Below are 17,903 nucleotides of genomic sequence, written 5' to 3'. Positions count from 1 at the left end.
TTTGTTAATTCAGTTATTATTTTTTAATGTTTTTGCAAATATTTGAATTTACGTTTTTCTTACATTTTAGTAATAAACGAAACCATAAAGAAGTGAATTTGTAAACCAGGTTTTACCAAAAAGTAAAGAGCAAAAAAAAACAGCTCAATAACCACAAAGAGCTGTTTCTAAAACTTGCGTTTTCTAACTTTACTAACTATCTAACCTCATTTTTATACTGTATGCGAGTATAAATCTTTAAGTGTATTTGGGGCAACACTATATTTTTTGCAGAAATCTGCTTAATTAATTGATTTTGTAGACAAAACTGTTGCATCACTTGTAACGGTGATTTCGTGTCTTGCTTTTTTGAAGTTATCTTCAATTTCTAAAAAGTAAGTTCCGGTTGGAAATTCTTCTAAACTAAAAGTTCTCAAGATTCCGTCTTTACCAGAAGCGTTTTCAGAATAAATTAAATTGTTGTTTTTGTCATATATACTAATACTTGCTTTTTGAGTTTGGTTTAAAGCAAAAGTGATTAGTTTTCCGTTAGCTCTTAATACGTGAAGATTAAAAGCGTTGTTTCCGTCAATTGCATAAGTACTTAATCCTGATAAAAGTACAGCACATACTAAACTCAATTTTAAATTCTTTTTCATGGTATTTGTTTTTGATGTTATTATCTCTAATTCTCTGATGTAAAATTACTTCAGATATATATGTTTTATATCAACTCTATTTTCCAATTTCGATGCTGTATTCTCATTTACGAAACCGTTATAGGTTAAAATTTGAATTATTTTTATCGTTTTCGTTAATTCAGCTATTATTTTTCAAAGTTTTTGCAAAATATAATTTTAGGATTTATGTGCCTTAATATATAGGTATACAATGCAAAATTAACTTTGTGTTCCTGTGGTTAAAACCACGGGCTATATTGAAATTCGGTGTGATTTTAGGATATAAGATATTTATAGGTTTATTGTATAGATACTATTGAAAACATAGCCAGCGGTTTCAACCGCTGGGAAACGTAATGTAATCACAATACAAAATCAACTTTGTATTCCCGTGGTTGATAACCACGGGCTATATTGAAATTTGATATGACTTTTAAAATGTAATAAATGTGAAGATGTATAGTTAGAATTGAAAACATAGCCAGCGGTTTCAACCACTGGGAACGTAATGTAATCACAATACAAAATCAACTTTGTGTTCCCGTGGTTGAAACCACGGACTATATTGAAATTCGGTGTGATTTTAGGATATAAGGTATTTGTAGGTTTATTGTATAGATACAATTGAAAACATAGCCAGCGGTTGAAACCGCTGGGAACGTAATATAATCACAATAAAAAATCTGCTAAATCTGCAGAATCTGCGTGAAAACAAATTAAGCGCCTTTTCAAAAAGTAAAGAGCAAAAAAAAACAGCCCAATAACCACAAAGAGCTGTTTTTAAAACTTACGTTTTTAACTTTACTAACTATCTAACCTTAGTTTATACTTATGAGAAAGTATAAGTTTTTTAGCGTACTGCTACGCTAGTATTTTTGTCTGAAACTGTTTTGTAAACAGATGAAATTGCTTTTGAAGATAAAGTAGCGATTTCGTTATTTACATTAATTTCATATCTAACTTTTTTTGCATTGTCTTCAACTTCTAAGAAGTAAGTTCCGTCAGGAAACTCTTGTAAGCTGAAAGTTCTTAAAATTCCGTCTTTACCAGAAGCATTTTCAGAATACAATAAAGTACCATCTGTATCGTATATAGCTAATTTTGCTTTCTGAGTTTGGTTAAGACCAAAAGTGATCATTTTTCCGTTTTTCAATACATGAAGATTAAAGTCCTCATTTCCATCAATTGCATAAGTGCTGATTCCTGATAAAAGCACCGCACACACTAAACTTAATTTTATCTTATTCATAGTATTTGTTTTTAAAAATTATTATCTCTAATTCTCTGATGTAAAATTACTTCAGTTATGCGAAAATAATATCAACTCTATTTTCCAATTTATGTGCTATATTCTCATTTACGAAACCGTTATAGGTTAAAATTTGAATTATTTTAGGTGTTTTAGTTAATTACGTTGTTATTTTTCAATGTTTTCTAAATGTTAACGTTTTTAAAAACTTCCAATATTCTTACAGAAATAGTGAATGTCTATAAAAATGGTCGAATAAATACGATATCTTAAAAAAATCTGGAATAAAAATATGGGTTGTTTAAAAAAAGGCGTTTTGGTGATAATTTGTTAGATTATCTTTTTGTTATTTTAATGAAAAATTCTCATTTACGAAACCGTTATAGGTTAAAATTTAAATTATTCTAGGCGTTTTTGTTAAATTTGCTATTATTTTTTAAAGAAATTATCATGAAAGCAATTGCCCCAGCTCTTGAAGTGATAACTAACTCATACGGAAGTTCTTTTACCTACACTAAACACGCCGAAAAGACCAATAGCAAAGCTCATTTATGGCATTATCATCCAGAGATTGAGTTGGTTTATATAAATGGCGGGGCAGGAAAAAGACAAATAGGAAGCCATGTTTCCTATTATACAAATGGTAGTTTGATTTTGATAGGGTCTAATTTGCCGCATTGCGGCTTTACGAATGAACAAACGGGAAACGTAAACGAAACAGTTATTCATATTAAACCTGAATTTTTAGGGAATGGCTTTTTTGGAGTACCGGAAATGAGAAAGATTCAAAATGTTTTAAGTCAGTCTAAAGGCGGAATTGCTTTTGGCGGAGAAACTAAAAAACATATTGGAAAAAAAATCGAAGCAATGGAAGACCAGCTTCCGTTTGAACGTTTGCTTTCTCTTTTAAGTATTCTGGATGAATTAGATTCGTCTGAAGAATATACAATGCTGAATGCAGATGGTTTTGCAATGGAACTGCAGACTCAGGATAACGATCGTATGAATGTAGTTTTTAATTTTGTTAAAGATAATTTTCAGCAGTCTATCGCTATCGACGAAGTTTCGAATTTAGTGAGCATGACAACACCTTCTTTTTGTAGATATTTTAAAAAGATTTCAAACAAAACATTTACAGAGTTTGTAAACGAATATAGATTGGTGCATGCCTCAAAACTTTTAGCCGAAAAACCAATAAGTATAAATGAGGTTTGTTACGAAAGCGGTTTTAATAATTTCAGCCACTTCAGTAAATCATTTAAACAATATACAGGTAAAAGCGCATCGCAATACCGTCACGAACATAAGATTATTATTAGTTAATAGTTTTATGTTTTTGCCACAGATTACACAGATTAAAATGATTTTTTTTAGTTGCCACGAATTGCACGAATTTCCACGAATTAGTTTGTGAAGAATGTTTGATGTTTTTTGCCACCGATTAAAAGGATTAAAAAGATTTTTAGAATCCGTTTATAAGCCAAATTGAAAAATAAATTCGTGGAAATTTGTGTAATTCGTGGCAAACCAATTTTTCAAAGAAAATAATCCATAGAATCCTTTTAATCTGTGGCAGGAAAAATAACAAATCCATAATCCGATTAGTATAAAAGCTGGTCGGATTTTTCATTTAGTTTGTTCAGAAAAAAGGTATATTTACACTCCTTTAATCAAAAAAAACTATCAAAATGAAAAACCTTAAAATTTTAGTATTCTTTGTTTTTCTGTGTGTTTCGTCAATGACATACGCAGCAAAAGTAGATACTTTACAAATTGCAAGTACCGCCATGAACAAAACCTATAAGGCGGCTGTAGTTTTACCAAATTCGTATGCAAAAAGTAAAACCACATTTCCGGTAATGTATTTACTGCACGGCGCATACGGACATTTTGGTGACTGGTTGAAAAATACTCCAAATAAAAAACTGGTTCAGAATTTATCTGATCAATATAATTTAATCATTGTAATGCCCGAAGGAGAAACGTTTAGTTTTTATCTGGACAGCCCTGTAAATAAAGAAAGCCAATTCGAAACTTTTGTTACACAGGAAGTAATTCAAAAAGTAGACAAAACATACCGAACAATCAGCAATAAAAGCGGAAGGGTTATTACCGGACTTTCGATGGGTGGACACGGCGCTTTATATCTTTCTGCCAGACATCCTGATTTATTCTGCGCTGCCGGAAGTATGAGCGGGGCAGTTGATATGAGTACAATGCTTAACCGTGAATCTTCGGCGCAGGTAATAAAATTAATGCAGCCTGTTTTTGGAGACAGAAGTGATAATTCTGAATTATATGCACAGCATGCCGTTATGGGAATGCTTGATAAAATAAAAGAAAATAAATTGCCTTTAATTATTGACTGCGGAGTAGATGATTTCCTGATTGAGCCCAACAGAGAATTACACCGCCGATTAGTTTATAATAAGGTAGAACACGATTATACCGAACGTCCCGGTGCACATACTTGGGAATATTGGGAAAATTCACTACCTTACCATGTATTATTTTTTAGCAAAATTCTGTTTAAGAATCAGGTTGTTGCAAAAAAATAATACAAAATTTCATTTCAAAACCCATTTAACAAAATTTTTGGTTTGGTTTTTGGAATGCTTTTATAAACTTAAAAAAAATATATATTATGAAAAAGATACTTACGTTATTCGCTGTTGTTGGGTTATTTGCATTTACTGGTTGTGAAGGAGATCAAGGACCTGAAGGACCTCCAGGAAGAAATGTAAACGAGGTTTTTGAAATTTTTAACGCTGACTTTGGATTTAATGCTACTGATGGGTATAATATTTCTGGAAACTTTAACCCATTGTTAGCCGATGCTGATACTGTTTTAATTTATAGACTTGCTGGAACAATAGATGCAAATACACCTATTTGGCAGTTAATTCCGAGAACAATTTATTTGTCTAATAATAGAGAGTTAGATTACGATTATGATTTTAGTAGAGAAGATTATAAAATTTATGCAGCTGGAAATTATGATGAAGCTACTACACCAGATTTATTAGATAATCAAACTTTTAGAATTGTAATTGTTCCGGGTACTTTTACAGATAAATCAACTAAAAAACCTGATTACTCAGATTATTATGCAGTTATTAAGAAATATGGCATTGATGACACTAATGTGAAAAGATTAAATTAATTTGTAATCAAGCACAAGCATAAAAAAAGGAAATCTTACGATTTCCTTTTTTTATTTTAAGATTTAATTTTTAATAAATGTAAACTTTTGAGTTGTTTCTCCGTCTGCGGATTTAATGTTTATGAAATAATTTCCTATAGATAAGTTTGAAACGTCCACACTTACTAAATTAGCATTTATAATTGAAAAATTATTTGAAATTACAGGAACTCCCATAATATTTACAATGGTGATTATAGAATTACTTAAAGTATTTCCATTGTACGATCTTGTACTTGTGTTTTCTATGTTTATAATCGAAGTGGCAGGATTTGGGTAAACTTTTATAGTGGGAGTATTTTTATAACTTAGTCCAGATAAATTTATCTCATTACTATAAGAATATTTGCCATTATAATATTGTGGTTCTGTTACACGTCTATAATTATATGTTACAGGAGTTGTCCAGGTAGTTTCTCCTCTGCGATCGTTTGAAACAAGTTGAAGAGCAGGAGGTAAATAATCTTTTGATGTAGCTCCAGCAATATTTGACCAAGGACTAATTTTTCCTCCATTATTGTAATCAATAGATTGACTTTGCCATTGATATTTTAAATACCCTGCTTCGGGAGTTGCATCTGAACCAACAATAAGACTTGGGTTATCAATAGTATTTGAAGCTGATATTATAAGAGTTTGATCGCAACAAATTGTATTATTATTGCGAATAGTTCTTAATACTAGTTTTAAGGTATTACTTACCCTTTTTATATTTTGATAAATAGCAATTCTTCTTAATAAATAATGATTGTCTTCTGTAGTAGAAATATCTGAAGGATTAAAAGATTCTAGAAAATAATTGTTTTCTCCATTTATTGGTACCCAATTCTTAGTTCCTCCTAATACACTATTTGTTTTGGTGTATTCCCATTCAAATCTTTCAATATTTGTGAAACTATCACCTCTTTGAGAAGTGTGAAAAGGGTCTTGTAAAATAGTTAAGTTTACTAGACTTGTATATCTAGTACCGTTTATGCGTTTTGGATCATTGGTATTTATTATTTCTACAAAACCATTAGAATTTACTGGAGCATCTATAGAAATTTCATTTGTAAGAATTGGCGAAGGGACAACAGTAATAGTTGCTGCATTGCTTTTATAAGGTTTGTTAAGTTGGCTAGTAGAACCTAAGCTTCTAACTACTGTAAAATTTCCGGGCTGTTCTACATAGTCAAGAGTTAAAACTTTATTTACATCATCTAAATTTAAAATACTAACTGTAGGATTTCCACTTACTTCCCATGAAGAACCAACAGCCCACTGTTGTCCTTTATAAGGATCTAAATATTGTGATCCCGTTATCGGAGCTGGTTTATCTCCTAATCTAACTGTTTGATTACAACATAAAGTATTAGGGATTTTAGATGGGTCAGGAGCATCCGCAGGTGGTTGAGCAGTTCCACCGCCTTGTGTAGCATTTTTAGTAACAGCAAGATAAGTGCTTTTATATACAACACTCCCGCTGGTTTTATATTCAGCATAAATATAACTCCCAGAAGTAGCAAAAGAACTCCAAAGTAAGTTTACAACAAAACTACGGGATGCAGATTTCCCTTCACCAAAAAATAAGGTTCCTCCGTTTCCTCCGGTTACAATGTTGTCGTTTAAACCATTTATGGAATGAATGGTTATTGTTCCACTATTTCCTGGTATTACGGGCATTTCAACTGTAACGCCTAATCCGACGGTTGAATTTGGTGTGCCGCCTAAATTAATTGGTCCTCCACTAACGCTTTGACCATTTACTGTAGTTGGTGTGAGCGTAACTTTTTGCCCAAATGAAGTAAAGGCTAATAAGAAAACAAAAATGGCGTAAATGTAATTTTTTCTCATGATAAAAATTTATGGTTTATAATGAGATAAAAGTAGACTTTAAATATGTAATATCTTATTTTTAAAAGTTAAAATATAATATTTATCTTATATTTTAACAATGAGCTAAATAGATATAAAAAAAGGAAATCGAAAGATTTCCTTTTTTATGAATATATGTTTTGAAATAATATTACAAATCAGAATCAGTAAGTTCTTTTTCTTTTCCGAATTTAAGCGAAACCAAAATTCCAACTAAAAGTGAAAGCGCAATAAATCCTAACGAAGCCCATTCTGGAACGTGAATCCATTCGTGAAGAAGCATTTTTAAACCTACGAATGCTAAAATAGCTACTAAGCTATATTCTAAGAAACTGAATTTTGCCAGCATGTTTGCCAGGAAGAAATACATAGAACGCAAACCTAAAATGGCAAAAATATTAGAACTAAATACTAAAAACGGGTCAGAAGTAATGGCTAAAATCGCCGGAACACTGTCAACAGCAAATAAAACGTCCATAACTTCAATTACAATCAAAGCAACGAAAAGCGGCGTTGCTGCCTTTTTTCCTTTTTCGGTTAAAATGAAAAATTTCTCATGTTCCATGTGAGAAGTAATCGGGATAATTTTTCCTAATGTTTTGTATACAAAAGAATCTTTCGGGTTAAAATCTTCATCTTCTCCAGAAAACAACATTTTTATAGCTGTAAACACTAGGAATGCCCCAAAAACATAGGTTGTCCAGCTAAATCTATTAATCAGCATAACGCCAAAGAAAATCATTAAACCACGAAAAACAATCGCACCCAGAATTCCCCAGAATAAAACACGGTGCTGGTACTTTTGCGGAATTTTAAAAGAAGCAAAAATAATTGCAATTACAAATATGTTGTCAACACTTAAAGACAATTCGATTAAATAACCTGTAATAAACTTCATCGAAGCCACGGCAGGCTTTAAGCCGTCGGGATTTGCAATATAATCTGTAGTATAAAGCCAATAGATAACTCCAGAAAACAAAAAGGATAAAGTAACCCAAATCAAGGTCCATTTACTGGCTTCTTTGGTGCTGATAATATGCGGTGTTTTGTTGAATACACCTAAATCTAAAGCAAGAATAAAAACTACGGCCAATAAAAAGAGAGTCCAGACTATCATGATGGTTTTTTTAAATGAATTACAAAGATAAGTTTTGAAGTTTAAATTAAAAATTATTTATAAGAAAGGTACTTTTAAAATTAAGCAATTTTGTGAGATGGTGGGTGTGAGAGGTGAGAAGGTTCTTGACTTTATTAGAACTTTGTCAAAGTTTAACGCAATCTTGTCATTCCGAGGAACGAGGAATCGCACTAGTAATTCTGCAAAGAAAGTCGTCAATCTTTGTAGAGTTTCGTGTGCGATTCCTCGTTCCTCGGAATGACAAAACTACGTGTTTATTGAAAATGATAAAAAAATCTGTTTAAACCAGTGTTATCTGTGTGCCATTACACAAGCTTTGTACTTTTTGTTAGTGTGATTGCTTCGTTCCTCGCAATGACAAAAAAAAGTGCCAACAATTACGATGGCACTTTTAGGATATATTCTAAGCTTTAAATTATAGCGCTGATTTAACAGTTTTGATAATTCTAGCAGCAATTTTGTATGGATCTCCGTTTGAAGCAGGTCTTCTGTCTTCTAACCAACCTTTCCATCCTCTTTGAACAGTCATTAAAGGAATTCTGATAGAACATCCTCTGTCTGAAACTCCATAAGAGAAATCGTGAATAGAAGCAGTTTCGTGTTTACCAGTTAAACGTTGGTCATTGTAAGCTCCGTAAACCGCGATATGCTCAGCAGTAACAGGACGGAAAGCCTCACAAATTCTTTCGTAAGTAGCTTGATCTCCACAAGTTCTTAACACCTCGTTAGAGAAGTTAGCATGCATTCCAGAACCATTCCAGTCTGTATCTCCTAGAGGTTTTGGGTGATATTCTATATAGTAACCATATTTTTCAGTCAAACGATCTAATAAGTAACGAGCAACCCAAATTTCGTCTCCGGCTTTTTTAGCACCTTTAGCGAATAATTGAAATTCCCATTGTCCGCAAGCAACCTCTTGGTTAATACCTTCAAAGTTAATTCCTGCAGCGATACATAAATCAGCATGTTCTTCTACTAATTTTCTTCCGTGAGTGTTTTTTCCACCTACAGAACAGTAGTACATACCTTGTGGAGCAGGGTATCCTCCAACTGGAAATCCTAGTGGAAGTTGAGTTTTAGTATCCATGATGAAATACTCTTGTTCGAAACCAAACCAAAAATCATCATTATCATCATCAATTGTAGCTCTACCGTTAGAAGGGTGTGGAGTTCCGTCAGCATACATAACTTCTGACATAACAAGGTATCCGTTAATACGAGTTGGATCTGGATAAATTGCAACAGGAACTAATAAACAGTCTGAAGATCCACCTTCGGCTTGTTTTGTTGATGAACCATCAAATGACCAGTTTCCAAGCTCCTCTAATGTTCCTTTGAAATTTTCATGCTCTTCAACTTTAGTTTTACTTCTAAGATTTTGAGTTGGTTCGTATCCATCTAACCAAATGTACTCTAACTTAATTTTAGCCATAATAATATAAATTAATTTTTTTGTTTTTTTCGTTGGGTCAAATATAGATTTATTTTTTTAGCCGTAAAAATTAGGGGGCTATTTTGTTTATGTCTCTACTATTTTTTGGATAAGCGCAATTTTGAGAGGGGTATATTTTTAAAAAAGCAATTTTTAACACTATTAAAAAATAAATTCGTAAAAATTAGGGAGGTTTTTTGAGTTTCGGGGTTAAGGAATTATGAAAAAATGTTTATTTAATGAAGAATACTGATGTATTTTGTTACATTTCTTTAAATCAAATTCATTATTCTTTGAAAAAAGCTTCTTATGTTGAAAAATCGTCGAATAAAAATCTCAAATTTATCTTATAAACAGGCTTTTTATTTGTTTATATTTGTCGATCATTTTTTAGTAGAAATTATTACAAATTTTAAACTTATTATACATGTCAACATTACGTTTCCAGGCTTTAAGAGATGCTTCTACAAGAAAGCCAGTGCATTTTGAAGAAATCGATAGAAAATCTAATATTTTTGGTTCAAATGTATTTAATGAAAAAGCAATGAAGCAGTTTTTGACTTCTGATGCTTTAAAAGGAGTTAGAGATGCTATTCAGCACGGAACTAAAATAGAGAGAAAACTGGCAGATTATATTGCCATGGGAATGAAGGAATGGGCATTATCTAAAGGAGTTACTCATTATACACACTGGTTTCAGCCTCTTACAGGAACAACAGCAGAAAAACATGATGCTTTTTTTGAAGTTTCGTATGACGGAAGCGATCCTGTAGAGAAATTTGGAGGAGCACAATTGGTACAACAAGAACCGGATGCATCAAGTTTCCCGAATGGAGGAATTAGAAATACATTCGAAGCAAGAGGTTATACTGCGTGGGACCCAACTTCGCCGGCATTTATTTACGGAACTACTTTATGTATTCCAACAGTATTTATTGCCTATACAGGAGAAGCATTAGACAATAAAATTCCGTTATTAAGAGCTTTATCTGCCATAGATGAAGCCGCTACAGAAGTTTGCAGGTATTTTGACAAAAATGTAAAAAAAGTAACTGCTACTTTAGGCTGGGAGCAAGAGTATTTTTTAATTGATAAAGCATTAGCAAATTCTCGTCCTGACTTAATGATGACGGGAAGAACTTTATTAGGACACACTTCTGCAAAAGGACAACAATTAGACGATCATTATTTTGGTTCTATCCCAACGCGCGCCCTGACTTATATGAGAGATTTAGAGCAGGAATGTATGTTGTTAGGAATTCCGGTAAAAACGCGTCATAACGAAGTGGCACCAAATCAGTTTGAGTTGGCTCCAATTTTTGAAGAAACCAATCTTGCTGTAGATCATAACTCATTATTGATGGATGTAATGCAAAGAGTGGCAGAGCGTCATGATTTTAAAGTATTATTTCATGAAAAGCCATTTAAAGGAGTGAACGGATCAGGAAAACACAATAACTGGTCGTTGGCAACAGATACAGGAGTTAATTTATTGAGTCCGAGTAAAACGCCAATGAGCAATTTGCAGTTTCTTACTTTCTTTATTAATACGATAAAAGCAGTTAACGATTACGAAACGTTATTAAGAGCTTCGATCGCAACAGCAAGTAATGACCATAGGTTAGGGGCAAATGAAGCACCACCGGCAATTATTTCTGTATTTATTGGAGCACAACTAACAAAAGTATTATCAGAATTAGAGAGTGTTACAACAGGGAAATTATCTCCTGAAGAAAAAACGGATTTAAAACTGAATGTTGTTGGTAAAATTCCGGACGTTCTTTTAGACAATACAGACAGAAACAGAACATCGCCTTTTGCTTTTACAGGAAATAAATGGGAGTTTAGAGCAGTGGGTTCAAACTCAAACTGTTCAAACGCGATGACAACTTTGAATGCAATTGTAGCCAAACAATTAAAAGATTTTAAAATTGAAGTTGATACTTTGATCGAGTCTAAAGACATGAAAAAAGATGATGCTATTTTTAATGTTTTAAGAGAGTACATCAAACAATCTAAAAAGATTCTTTTTGAAGGAGACGGATACAGCGAAAGCTGGGAGAAAGAAGCTGCAAAAAGAGGTTTAAGCAATTTTAAAACGACTCCGGAAGCGATTAAAGCCAAAGTTTCGAAACAGGCTTTAGATTTATTTAGCGAATTAGGGATTTTAAATCATATTGAGGCCGAAGCGCGTTACGAAATTGAATTAGAAGAATACACTAAGAAAATCCAGATCGAAGGAAGGGTTTTAGGAGATATTGCCAGAAATCATGTTATACCAACGGCAATACGTTACCAAAATACTTTAATCGAAAATGTAAAAGGATTAAAAGAAATCTTCGGTGCAGCGTTTGAGACGATTGCAAAAGAGCAAATTGTTTTAATAAAAGAGATTTCGGGTCATATTGAAGGAATTAATTCTAAAGTATTGGCAATGACTGATGAAAGAAGAACAGCAAATCATTTAACAGATGCGCAAAAAATGGCCGAAGCATATTGCAATAAAGTGAAGCCTTATTTTGAAGATATTCGTAATCATTGTGATAAATTAGAGCTACTTGTAGACGACGAAAGCTGGACATTAACCAAGTATAGAGAGCTATTGTTTACCAAATAAATAGTAATTTAACAGTTCTACCAAGCCCATCGAATTAAGGTGGGCTTTTTTTTGCTGTAATGTTAAAATAAAGTAAAATTAATATTGATTTTTGCATTTCAAGGCATTAAATGTTAAGGAATTATGATAATGAAGTAATTTCCTACTTATATTTTTAACGGATTCAGTAGTTCATCGAGATAGTTTTACAGTTCATCGAAAAATGATTAAGTTCTTGTAAAATAGGTAATTATACTTGATTTGATTTTCGAGAAGTTTTCTAATTTTGGTCATGAAGAAAGAAGATAAGACCTAAAAATTTATTTTCGAATGATGATTGAATGATGATTTTTTAAAGCCATGATTTCCCCAAATCACACTGACCTACATAATAAGTTGTATTAATAACCAATTAAATATATCTATTATGAAAAAAGTAATTTTAAGCATCTCAGCGATGCTGTTTGTAGGGGCAATCGGATTTGCACAGGGAAACACTTCATCAGTGAATCAAGTAGGAAACTCAGATCAGGGTCTTGTTACTCAAAACGGTTCAAATAACGGATCGCTTGTTGATCAAAAAGGTGATAACAACAAGTCTGAAGTTTTTCAGGGAATTCAACCAGGATTGTATGCAGCAAAAGACAACAAAGCTGATGTGAAACAAGACGGTAATGGTAACGGGGCTTTTATTTCTCAAAGTAACCATGATAACGAAGCTTATCAAACACAAAAAGGAAATAGCAATAGAGCTACAATCTGGCAAGATCAAATTGTAAATGCACCAAGCTCAACAGGTGGATTTGACAAAGCCTGGCAAACTCAAACAGGAGACAGCAATACTGCTACTGTAGATCAAGGTACAACAGGTAATGAGAAACCAACAGGAGCTCCTTTTACTGCTGCTCAAATTGGGCATGTTAATGGTGTAGCTGTTCCAGTTGGACCTCATAACAACAATAAAGCTTGGCAAACACAAAAAGGAGATAACAACGTAGCGTATGCTAGCCAAGGAGGTCAAAGAAATGAGTCTACACAAACTCAAACTTCTCCAAGCGGTACTTCTGCAGCTAACAAAAATACTTCAAACCATTATCAATATGGAGATGATAACAAAGCTACATCTGTACAAAACGGTACTAAGTTAACTGAAGATACTTTGCAAATTGGTAACTTAAATAAAGCTACTGTAACTCAAACCGGAGCATCTCACTCTAGTATTGCATTTTCAAAAGGAAATTCAAATACAATCGTAGTTACTCAAACTAACTAATAGCATAAAATCAATAATGAGATAGTCATAGAACGTGACTATCTCATTTTTTAATCTAAATCAATCAGGATGAAAACTTTCATTTTAAATATTGTATTGCTTTTGCTTTTTTCTCCTGTATTTTATGCACAGGAAAAAGAAGATAATTCAGATTTTAAACCTTACAGCTCCTCCGTCTTTAATTCAAAAGAAAAAGCTTTTAGTGTGGTTTCGAGTATGGATAAAAAAGCACAGAATGATTTAAATCAAAAAATTCAGTCTGGCATTCAAATCCAGCAAATAGGAGATTTAAATAAAGTAAAAGCATTTTTAAAATCAAACGAAACAAAAGTTGCTGTCAATCAAAATGGAGATCGTAATGAATTGTTTTTGGATAAAAGTGCTAAAACATTGACACAAAACATTGTTCAACAAGGAAACAACAATAAGATTAACGATTTTACATTAAACACAAATTATAATGTAAATATGGAAATGATCCAAAAAGGCGATAATCAAAACATTCAAAATATTGGAACCAATTCACTGTCAAAAAACATGAAAATCACTCAGACAGGAAATGGCGCTTCAATAATTCTTATTAATAAATAAATTTAAACATGCGTTTTTTATACCGACATATCATTTTTGTTTTTCTGGTTTTTACTGCCATAGTATATGGTCAGGTCCCCCAAGACAAAATAAAAGCAAAGCTGGAAATTGAAAAAGTTGAGGGTAATGTAAAAATTACCGGTACTGCCGAAAATCTTACTGATGTCATCCGGAGTGCCGCCTACAGAATGTCTGTTATAAAAAATAATAATAAAAGTAATAATCAGTCTAATAATGACCAGGTTGGTGTTTTTACCTTACAGCCAAACGAAAAACAAAAGTTATCTACTTCTCAGATTAATTTATCAGAAGATGATGAGGTAGTCGTACTATTATTGTTCTACGATGAAGACAAGCAAATAATAGCGAAAGATCGTGTGGTTATAGGTGAAGAAAAAAAAAAGATGTAATTGTATTACCAGTTGACGGATTTGTGTTACGAGGAATCATTACAGACGATACAAAAACCAAAATAGGAAAAGATTTTTACGACAGATATTATTACAAGTACAATGATATTGGAATAAACGCTGAAAAAATAGTCACAATAGGTGAAGAATATAGTTTTGCAAGAAATACATCCATAACCATAAGTATCGACAACGAAGTTATTTATGAGTTTCTGGCCAGGCCAGATGATGAATTTTTAGATGCAGTTGCAGAAGAATCTGTAAATGCCACCTTCACTTACCTGAAAGAAAAAGAAAAAGAGCGCAAATATTTCACTCAGTATTAATTTTATTATTAACGACATGAAATTTATAATCACCCTCGCAGTATTACTGCTTGCTTCTCCGTTTATAAATGCTCAGGCATTAGTTTATAAACCCGTAAATCCGGCTTTTGGCGGAGATACCTTTAATTATCAATGGNNAATGGCTTTTGAGCAGTGCAGAAGCTCAGAATAAGCAAAAGGATAAAACAGCTGAAACGAAAACGCAAACTGACTTAGAACGGTTTAAAGCCAATTTAAACTCGCAATTATTAAGTCAGATTTCAAGCACACTCTACAAACAGCAATTTGGTACTGATGGTATAAAAGAAGGTTCCTATACTTTCGGGAGCTATTCAGTCGATGTTTACCCCTCTTCAGACGGCCTTACTCTGAATATTTTAGATACTAATACAGGCGAACAAACTCAAGTAATTATCCCAAATAAATAACATGAGATTACATCACTACCTATTTATAGTATTCGGATTTCTTTTATCGGGTTGCGGTGCTTATTACAATCAGCCAACCGGAGTTCAAAAAGCAGTTTTAGGAGAAGGAACTCCTGCAACTTCATTATTAAAAGATCTGCCAAAACCAAAAGAGCAAGTTGTCGTAGGTGTCTATAAATTCAGAGACCAGACCGGACAATATAAACCGCAGGAAAACGGAAGTAGTTTTAGTACCGCCGTAACCCAGGGCGCCACTTCTATATTGATAAAAGCTTTAGAAGATTCTAAATGGTTTATACCTATAGAACGTGAAAATATTGGAAATTTACTTCAGGAGCGAAACCTTATTCGGGCAACACGCCAGGAATATGTAAAAAATGCCAATCCAAACGAACCTCAGTTAACGCCTTTATTATATGCGGGAGTTTTATTAGAAGGCGGGATAGTTTCATACGATTCTAATATTATTACCGGCGGTTTTGGAGCACGATATTTTGGAGCAGGAGCGTCTGTGAAATACCGTCAGGATCGTGTTACCATCTATTTAAGGATGATTTCAACCTCAAACGGAAAAATTTTAAAATCAGTTTATATATCAAAAACAATTCTATCGCAGGCAATTGACGAAAGCTTGTTTAGATATGTCAATTTTAAAAGACTTTTAGAAGTTGAAACCGGCTACACTACAAATGAGCCTGTACATATGGCAGTAACCGAAGCCATCGAAAAAGCGGTAGAATCTCTGGTTTTAGAAGGTATAAAAGATAATATCTGGGAAGCAGATGCACCCAAATGGCAAGTCGATAATTTGATTAAAGCCTATAATGAAGAAACTAAAACTGCCGATGTAACAGCGCTTTATGACAGAGTGCTGGAAAACAGAAGAAGTAAGTTTGCCATAGAAATTTCAGGAGGAGCTACGTTGATGGATGGTGATTATCAAGATCCGCTGCTAAGACCTTTTGGCCGGGGAGCGTTAAAGTATTTTATAACGCCCAGCATTAATTTTAGTGCTTCTACCAATGTCGTCAATCTCGCCAATAAAAATTTACTCGATGTAGGTTACATTACCTATGATCTTAATCTCGAATGGGTTTTACTCCCTAAAGATCGTTTTACCCCTTATCTCTACGGAGGCGGAGGATATGCAACGAACCGGAAATTCGAGAATGCTTATGGTAAAGTTCAATACGGTTTGGGGCTCGAGTATCTCGTTTCTGATAAAATAGGAATCAAATTATTTGCAGAGCAAAATATCAATTTTAGTGATAATGTCGATTATATAAAGGCAGGAACCCGTGATGATTACTATTATAAATTCGGGTTGGGACTAACTTATTATTTTACCAAAAAGAAAAAGTAATAATTAGAAAATCAGAATTTTGAAAACATAACGATGAAGTTTAAATTTAAAAACAAAGTAATAATGAAGTATTTATACAAAATAGCAAGCGTACTTTTTTTATTGTTTTTGGTTTCATGCAGTGAAGAGAAAATAGGAGAAACGTCATATGGTACCGTTAGCGGAAGAGTAGTTAATGCAGATACATTTGAACCTATGGAGAATGTAAAAATCCTCTCGAGCCCAACCACCAGTACTGTTTTTACAGATGAGAACGGTAAGTTTACGGTTTCGAATGTAAAAGTAGGCGAATACTCGTTTCAGGCACAAAAAGACGGTTTCGTAGCAAAATTTGAAGCTACAACGGTTACAGCAAACAATACATCAGAAATTGTTTTTGAACTTAAAAAAGCAACAGCCAACAATAAGCCGCCAACAGTTCCCGTATTAGTAAGCCCCGTTGATAATAGTACCGCTCAGGCCGTGTCATTAGACTTAACCTGGACAGCTACAGATCCTGATAATGATGCTCTCACTTTTAAGATAACACTTAGAAACGACAGCAATAGCGAGGTGAAAATTTACGATGGAATAAAAGAAAAAAAGTTAACCCTTACCAATTTAATATACGGAACAAAATACTATTGGCAGGTTGAGGTTACTGACGGAACAAATACGCCTGTTTTAAGTGCTGTAAGCGCTTTTTCGACGATACCATTTCCGCTAACCCGATATTTGTTCGTAAAAAATATAAGCGGCAATAATGTGATTTTTACTGCCGATGATGCAGGAAAACAATACCAGCTAACAAGTTCAGACAAAAATTACTGGCGTCCGAGACGAAATAATCAGGCTAATAAAATTGCTTTTATAGGTACAAATGGTTCTCAGAACGATATATATACGATGAATTTTGACGGAACCGAAGTTAAAAAAGTAACAAGCTCAATTCCTGTCGCTGGTTTTAATTCAGATTATCTCAATTATTCCTGGAATGCTTCCGGAAGCGAATTGATTTACCCTAATTTCGATAAATTGTACAAAATTAATAGCGACGGAAGTGGTTTGACCAAAATTTTCCAGACACCAAACGGTAAATTTATATCAGAGTGCGATTGGAGCGCCGATGGAAATAAAATTGCTTTAAAAGTAAATGATGCCAACGGTTACAATGTAGAAATTTATGTTATCAATCCCTCCGGAACCGTAACAGCAACTATTCTTTCAGGCCAAACCGGAGCTGCAGGTGGACTGCACTTTTCAATAACAGGGCAAAAATTGGTATATACCAGAGATGTTTCCGGTTTCGAAAATTTAAATTACCGCCAATTAGATTCCAGAATTTTCGAATATAATTTTGCAACAGGAAATTCAACCCAAATCATAACAGAGAAAACCTTAGG

At 33.3% G+C, this 17,903-nt stretch carries 17 protein-coding genes (1 of these 17 only partly in view); 12 read left to right on the top strand and 5 right to left on the bottom strand.

Annotation, left to right across the window (positions count from 1 at the left end; translation table 11 throughout):
• Positions 1–281: 281 nt before the first annotated feature.
• Positions 282–638 carry a DUF3244 domain-containing protein gene (locus B3C18_RS16895; protein WP_291149195.1) on the bottom strand — a complete coding sequence of 119 codons (357 nt, stop codon included), beginning with the start codon at positions 636–638 and terminating at the stop codon, positions 282–284.
• A gap of 871 nt (positions 639–1,509) precedes the next feature.
• Positions 1,510–1,908 carry a T9SS type A sorting domain-containing protein gene (locus B3C18_RS16890; RefSeq protein WP_291149192.1) on the bottom strand — a complete coding sequence of 133 codons (399 nt, stop codon included), beginning with the start codon at positions 1,906–1,908 and terminating at the stop codon, positions 1,510–1,512.
• A 450-nt stretch (positions 1,909–2,358) separates the two neighbouring features.
• Here B3C18_RS16890 and B3C18_RS16885 point away from each other — a divergent pair, with 450 nt between their 5' ends.
• From B3C18_RS16885 to B3C18_RS16875, 3 genes are all read left to right on the top strand, one after another.
• Positions 2,359–3,231 carry an AraC family transcriptional regulator gene (locus tag B3C18_RS16885; RefSeq protein ID WP_291149189.1) on the top strand — a complete coding sequence of 291 codons (873 nt, stop codon included), beginning with the start codon at positions 2,359–2,361 and terminating at the stop codon, positions 3,229–3,231.
• 365 nt (positions 3,232–3,596) lie between these two features.
• Complete coding sequence (locus B3C18_RS16880) at positions 3,597–4,466, top strand: alpha/beta hydrolase (protein WP_291149186.1); 870 nt, start codon at positions 3,597–3,599, stop codon at positions 4,464–4,466.
• 86 nt (positions 4,467–4,552) lie between these two features.
• A complete protein-coding gene (locus tag B3C18_RS16875) occupies positions 4,553–5,071 on the top strand; it encodes a hypothetical protein (RefSeq protein ID WP_291149183.1) in 519 nt (172 codons plus the stop codon).
• Between the two features lie 63 nt (positions 5,072–5,134).
• Here the strand turns inward: B3C18_RS16875 and B3C18_RS16870 are convergent, their stop codons facing one another.
• From B3C18_RS16870 to B3C18_RS16860, 3 genes are all read right to left on the bottom strand, one after another.
• A complete protein-coding gene (locus tag B3C18_RS16870) occupies positions 5,135–6,943 on the bottom strand; it encodes a T9SS type A sorting domain-containing protein (RefSeq protein ID WP_291149181.1) in 1,809 nt (602 codons plus the stop codon).
• Positions 6,944–7,115: 172 nt separating this feature from the next.
• Positions 7,116–8,081 (bottom strand): TerC family protein, encoded by a 966-nt coding sequence (locus B3C18_RS16865; protein WP_291149178.1) that lies wholly within the window; start codon positions 8,079–8,081, stop codon positions 7,116–7,118.
• A 436-nt stretch (positions 8,082–8,517) separates the two neighbouring features.
• Complete coding sequence (locus B3C18_RS16860) at positions 8,518–9,534, bottom strand: glutamine synthetase beta-grasp domain-containing protein (protein WP_291149175.1); 1,017 nt, start codon at positions 9,532–9,534, stop codon at positions 8,518–8,520.
• Positions 9,535–9,961: 427 nt separating this feature from the next.
• On the opposite strand from B3C18_RS16860, the gene B3C18_RS16855 reads away from it, so the two are divergent.
• The 9 genes from B3C18_RS16855 to B3C18_RS16820 all read left to right on the top strand — a co-directional run.
• Positions 9,962–12,151 carry a glutamine synthetase III gene (locus B3C18_RS16855; protein WP_263763762.1) on the top strand — a complete coding sequence of 730 codons (2,190 nt, stop codon included), beginning with the start codon at positions 9,962–9,964 and terminating at the stop codon, positions 12,149–12,151.
• A 406-nt stretch (positions 12,152–12,557) separates the two neighbouring features.
• Entirely contained in the window at positions 12,558–13,403 is an 846-nt protein-coding gene (locus tag B3C18_RS16850) for a hypothetical protein (protein WP_173970448.1), read from the top strand.
• 69 nt (positions 13,404–13,472) lie between these two features.
• Positions 13,473–13,994: a hypothetical protein gene (locus B3C18_RS16845; protein WP_291149168.1), complete on the top strand. Its 522-nt coding sequence runs from the start codon at positions 13,473–13,475 to the stop codon at positions 13,992–13,994.
• Between the two features lie 8 nt (positions 13,995–14,002).
• On the top strand, positions 14,003–14,404 hold the full coding sequence (gene csgH, locus B3C18_RS16840; RefSeq protein WP_173970407.1) for a curli-like amyloid fiber formation chaperone CsgH: 402 nt from the start codon (positions 14,003–14,005) through the stop codon (positions 14,402–14,404).
• A gap of 23 nt (positions 14,405–14,427) precedes the next feature.
• Positions 14,428–14,730: a CsgE family curli-type amyloid fiber assembly protein gene (locus tag B3C18_RS16835; RefSeq protein WP_173970408.1), complete on the top strand. Its 303-nt coding sequence runs from the start codon at positions 14,428–14,430 to the stop codon at positions 14,728–14,730.
• A 16-nt stretch (positions 14,731–14,746) separates the two neighbouring features.
• A complete protein-coding gene (locus tag B3C18_RS26045; protein WP_414655352.1) occupies positions 14,747–14,902 on the top strand; it encodes a curli assembly protein CsgF in 156 nt (51 codons plus the stop codon).
• Positions 14,877–15,158, top strand: coding sequence for a curli assembly protein CsgF (locus tag B3C18_RS16830; protein ID WP_349680587.1), 282 nt, complete (start codon positions 14,877–14,879; stop codon positions 15,156–15,158). The genes B3C18_RS26045 and B3C18_RS16830 overlap by 26 nt, the downstream gene beginning before the upstream one ends.
• Before the next feature lies 1 nt (position 15,159).
• Positions 15,160–16,521, top strand: coding sequence for a CsgG/HfaB family protein (locus tag B3C18_RS16825; protein ID WP_263763766.1), 1,362 nt, complete (start codon positions 15,160–15,162; stop codon positions 16,519–16,521).
• Between the two features lie 33 nt (positions 16,522–16,554).
• Positions 16,555–17,903 carry the 5' portion of a carboxypeptidase regulatory-like domain-containing protein gene (locus B3C18_RS16820; RefSeq protein ID WP_422653616.1) on the top strand. The gene runs 88 nt beyond the window's last position, so only the first 1,349 of its 1,437 coding nucleotides appear in the window; the start codon lies at positions 16,555–16,557; its stop codon lies beyond the right edge, outside the window.

The sequence above is a fragment of the Flavobacterium sp. UBA7680 genome (assembly GCF_002482975.1).
In the GTDB taxonomy this organism is placed as follows: domain Bacteria; phylum Bacteroidota; class Bacteroidia; order Flavobacteriales; family Flavobacteriaceae; genus Flavobacterium.
Note: the sequence above shows the minus strand (reverse complement) of the source record. Positions and strands in the feature narration are given on the sequence as shown.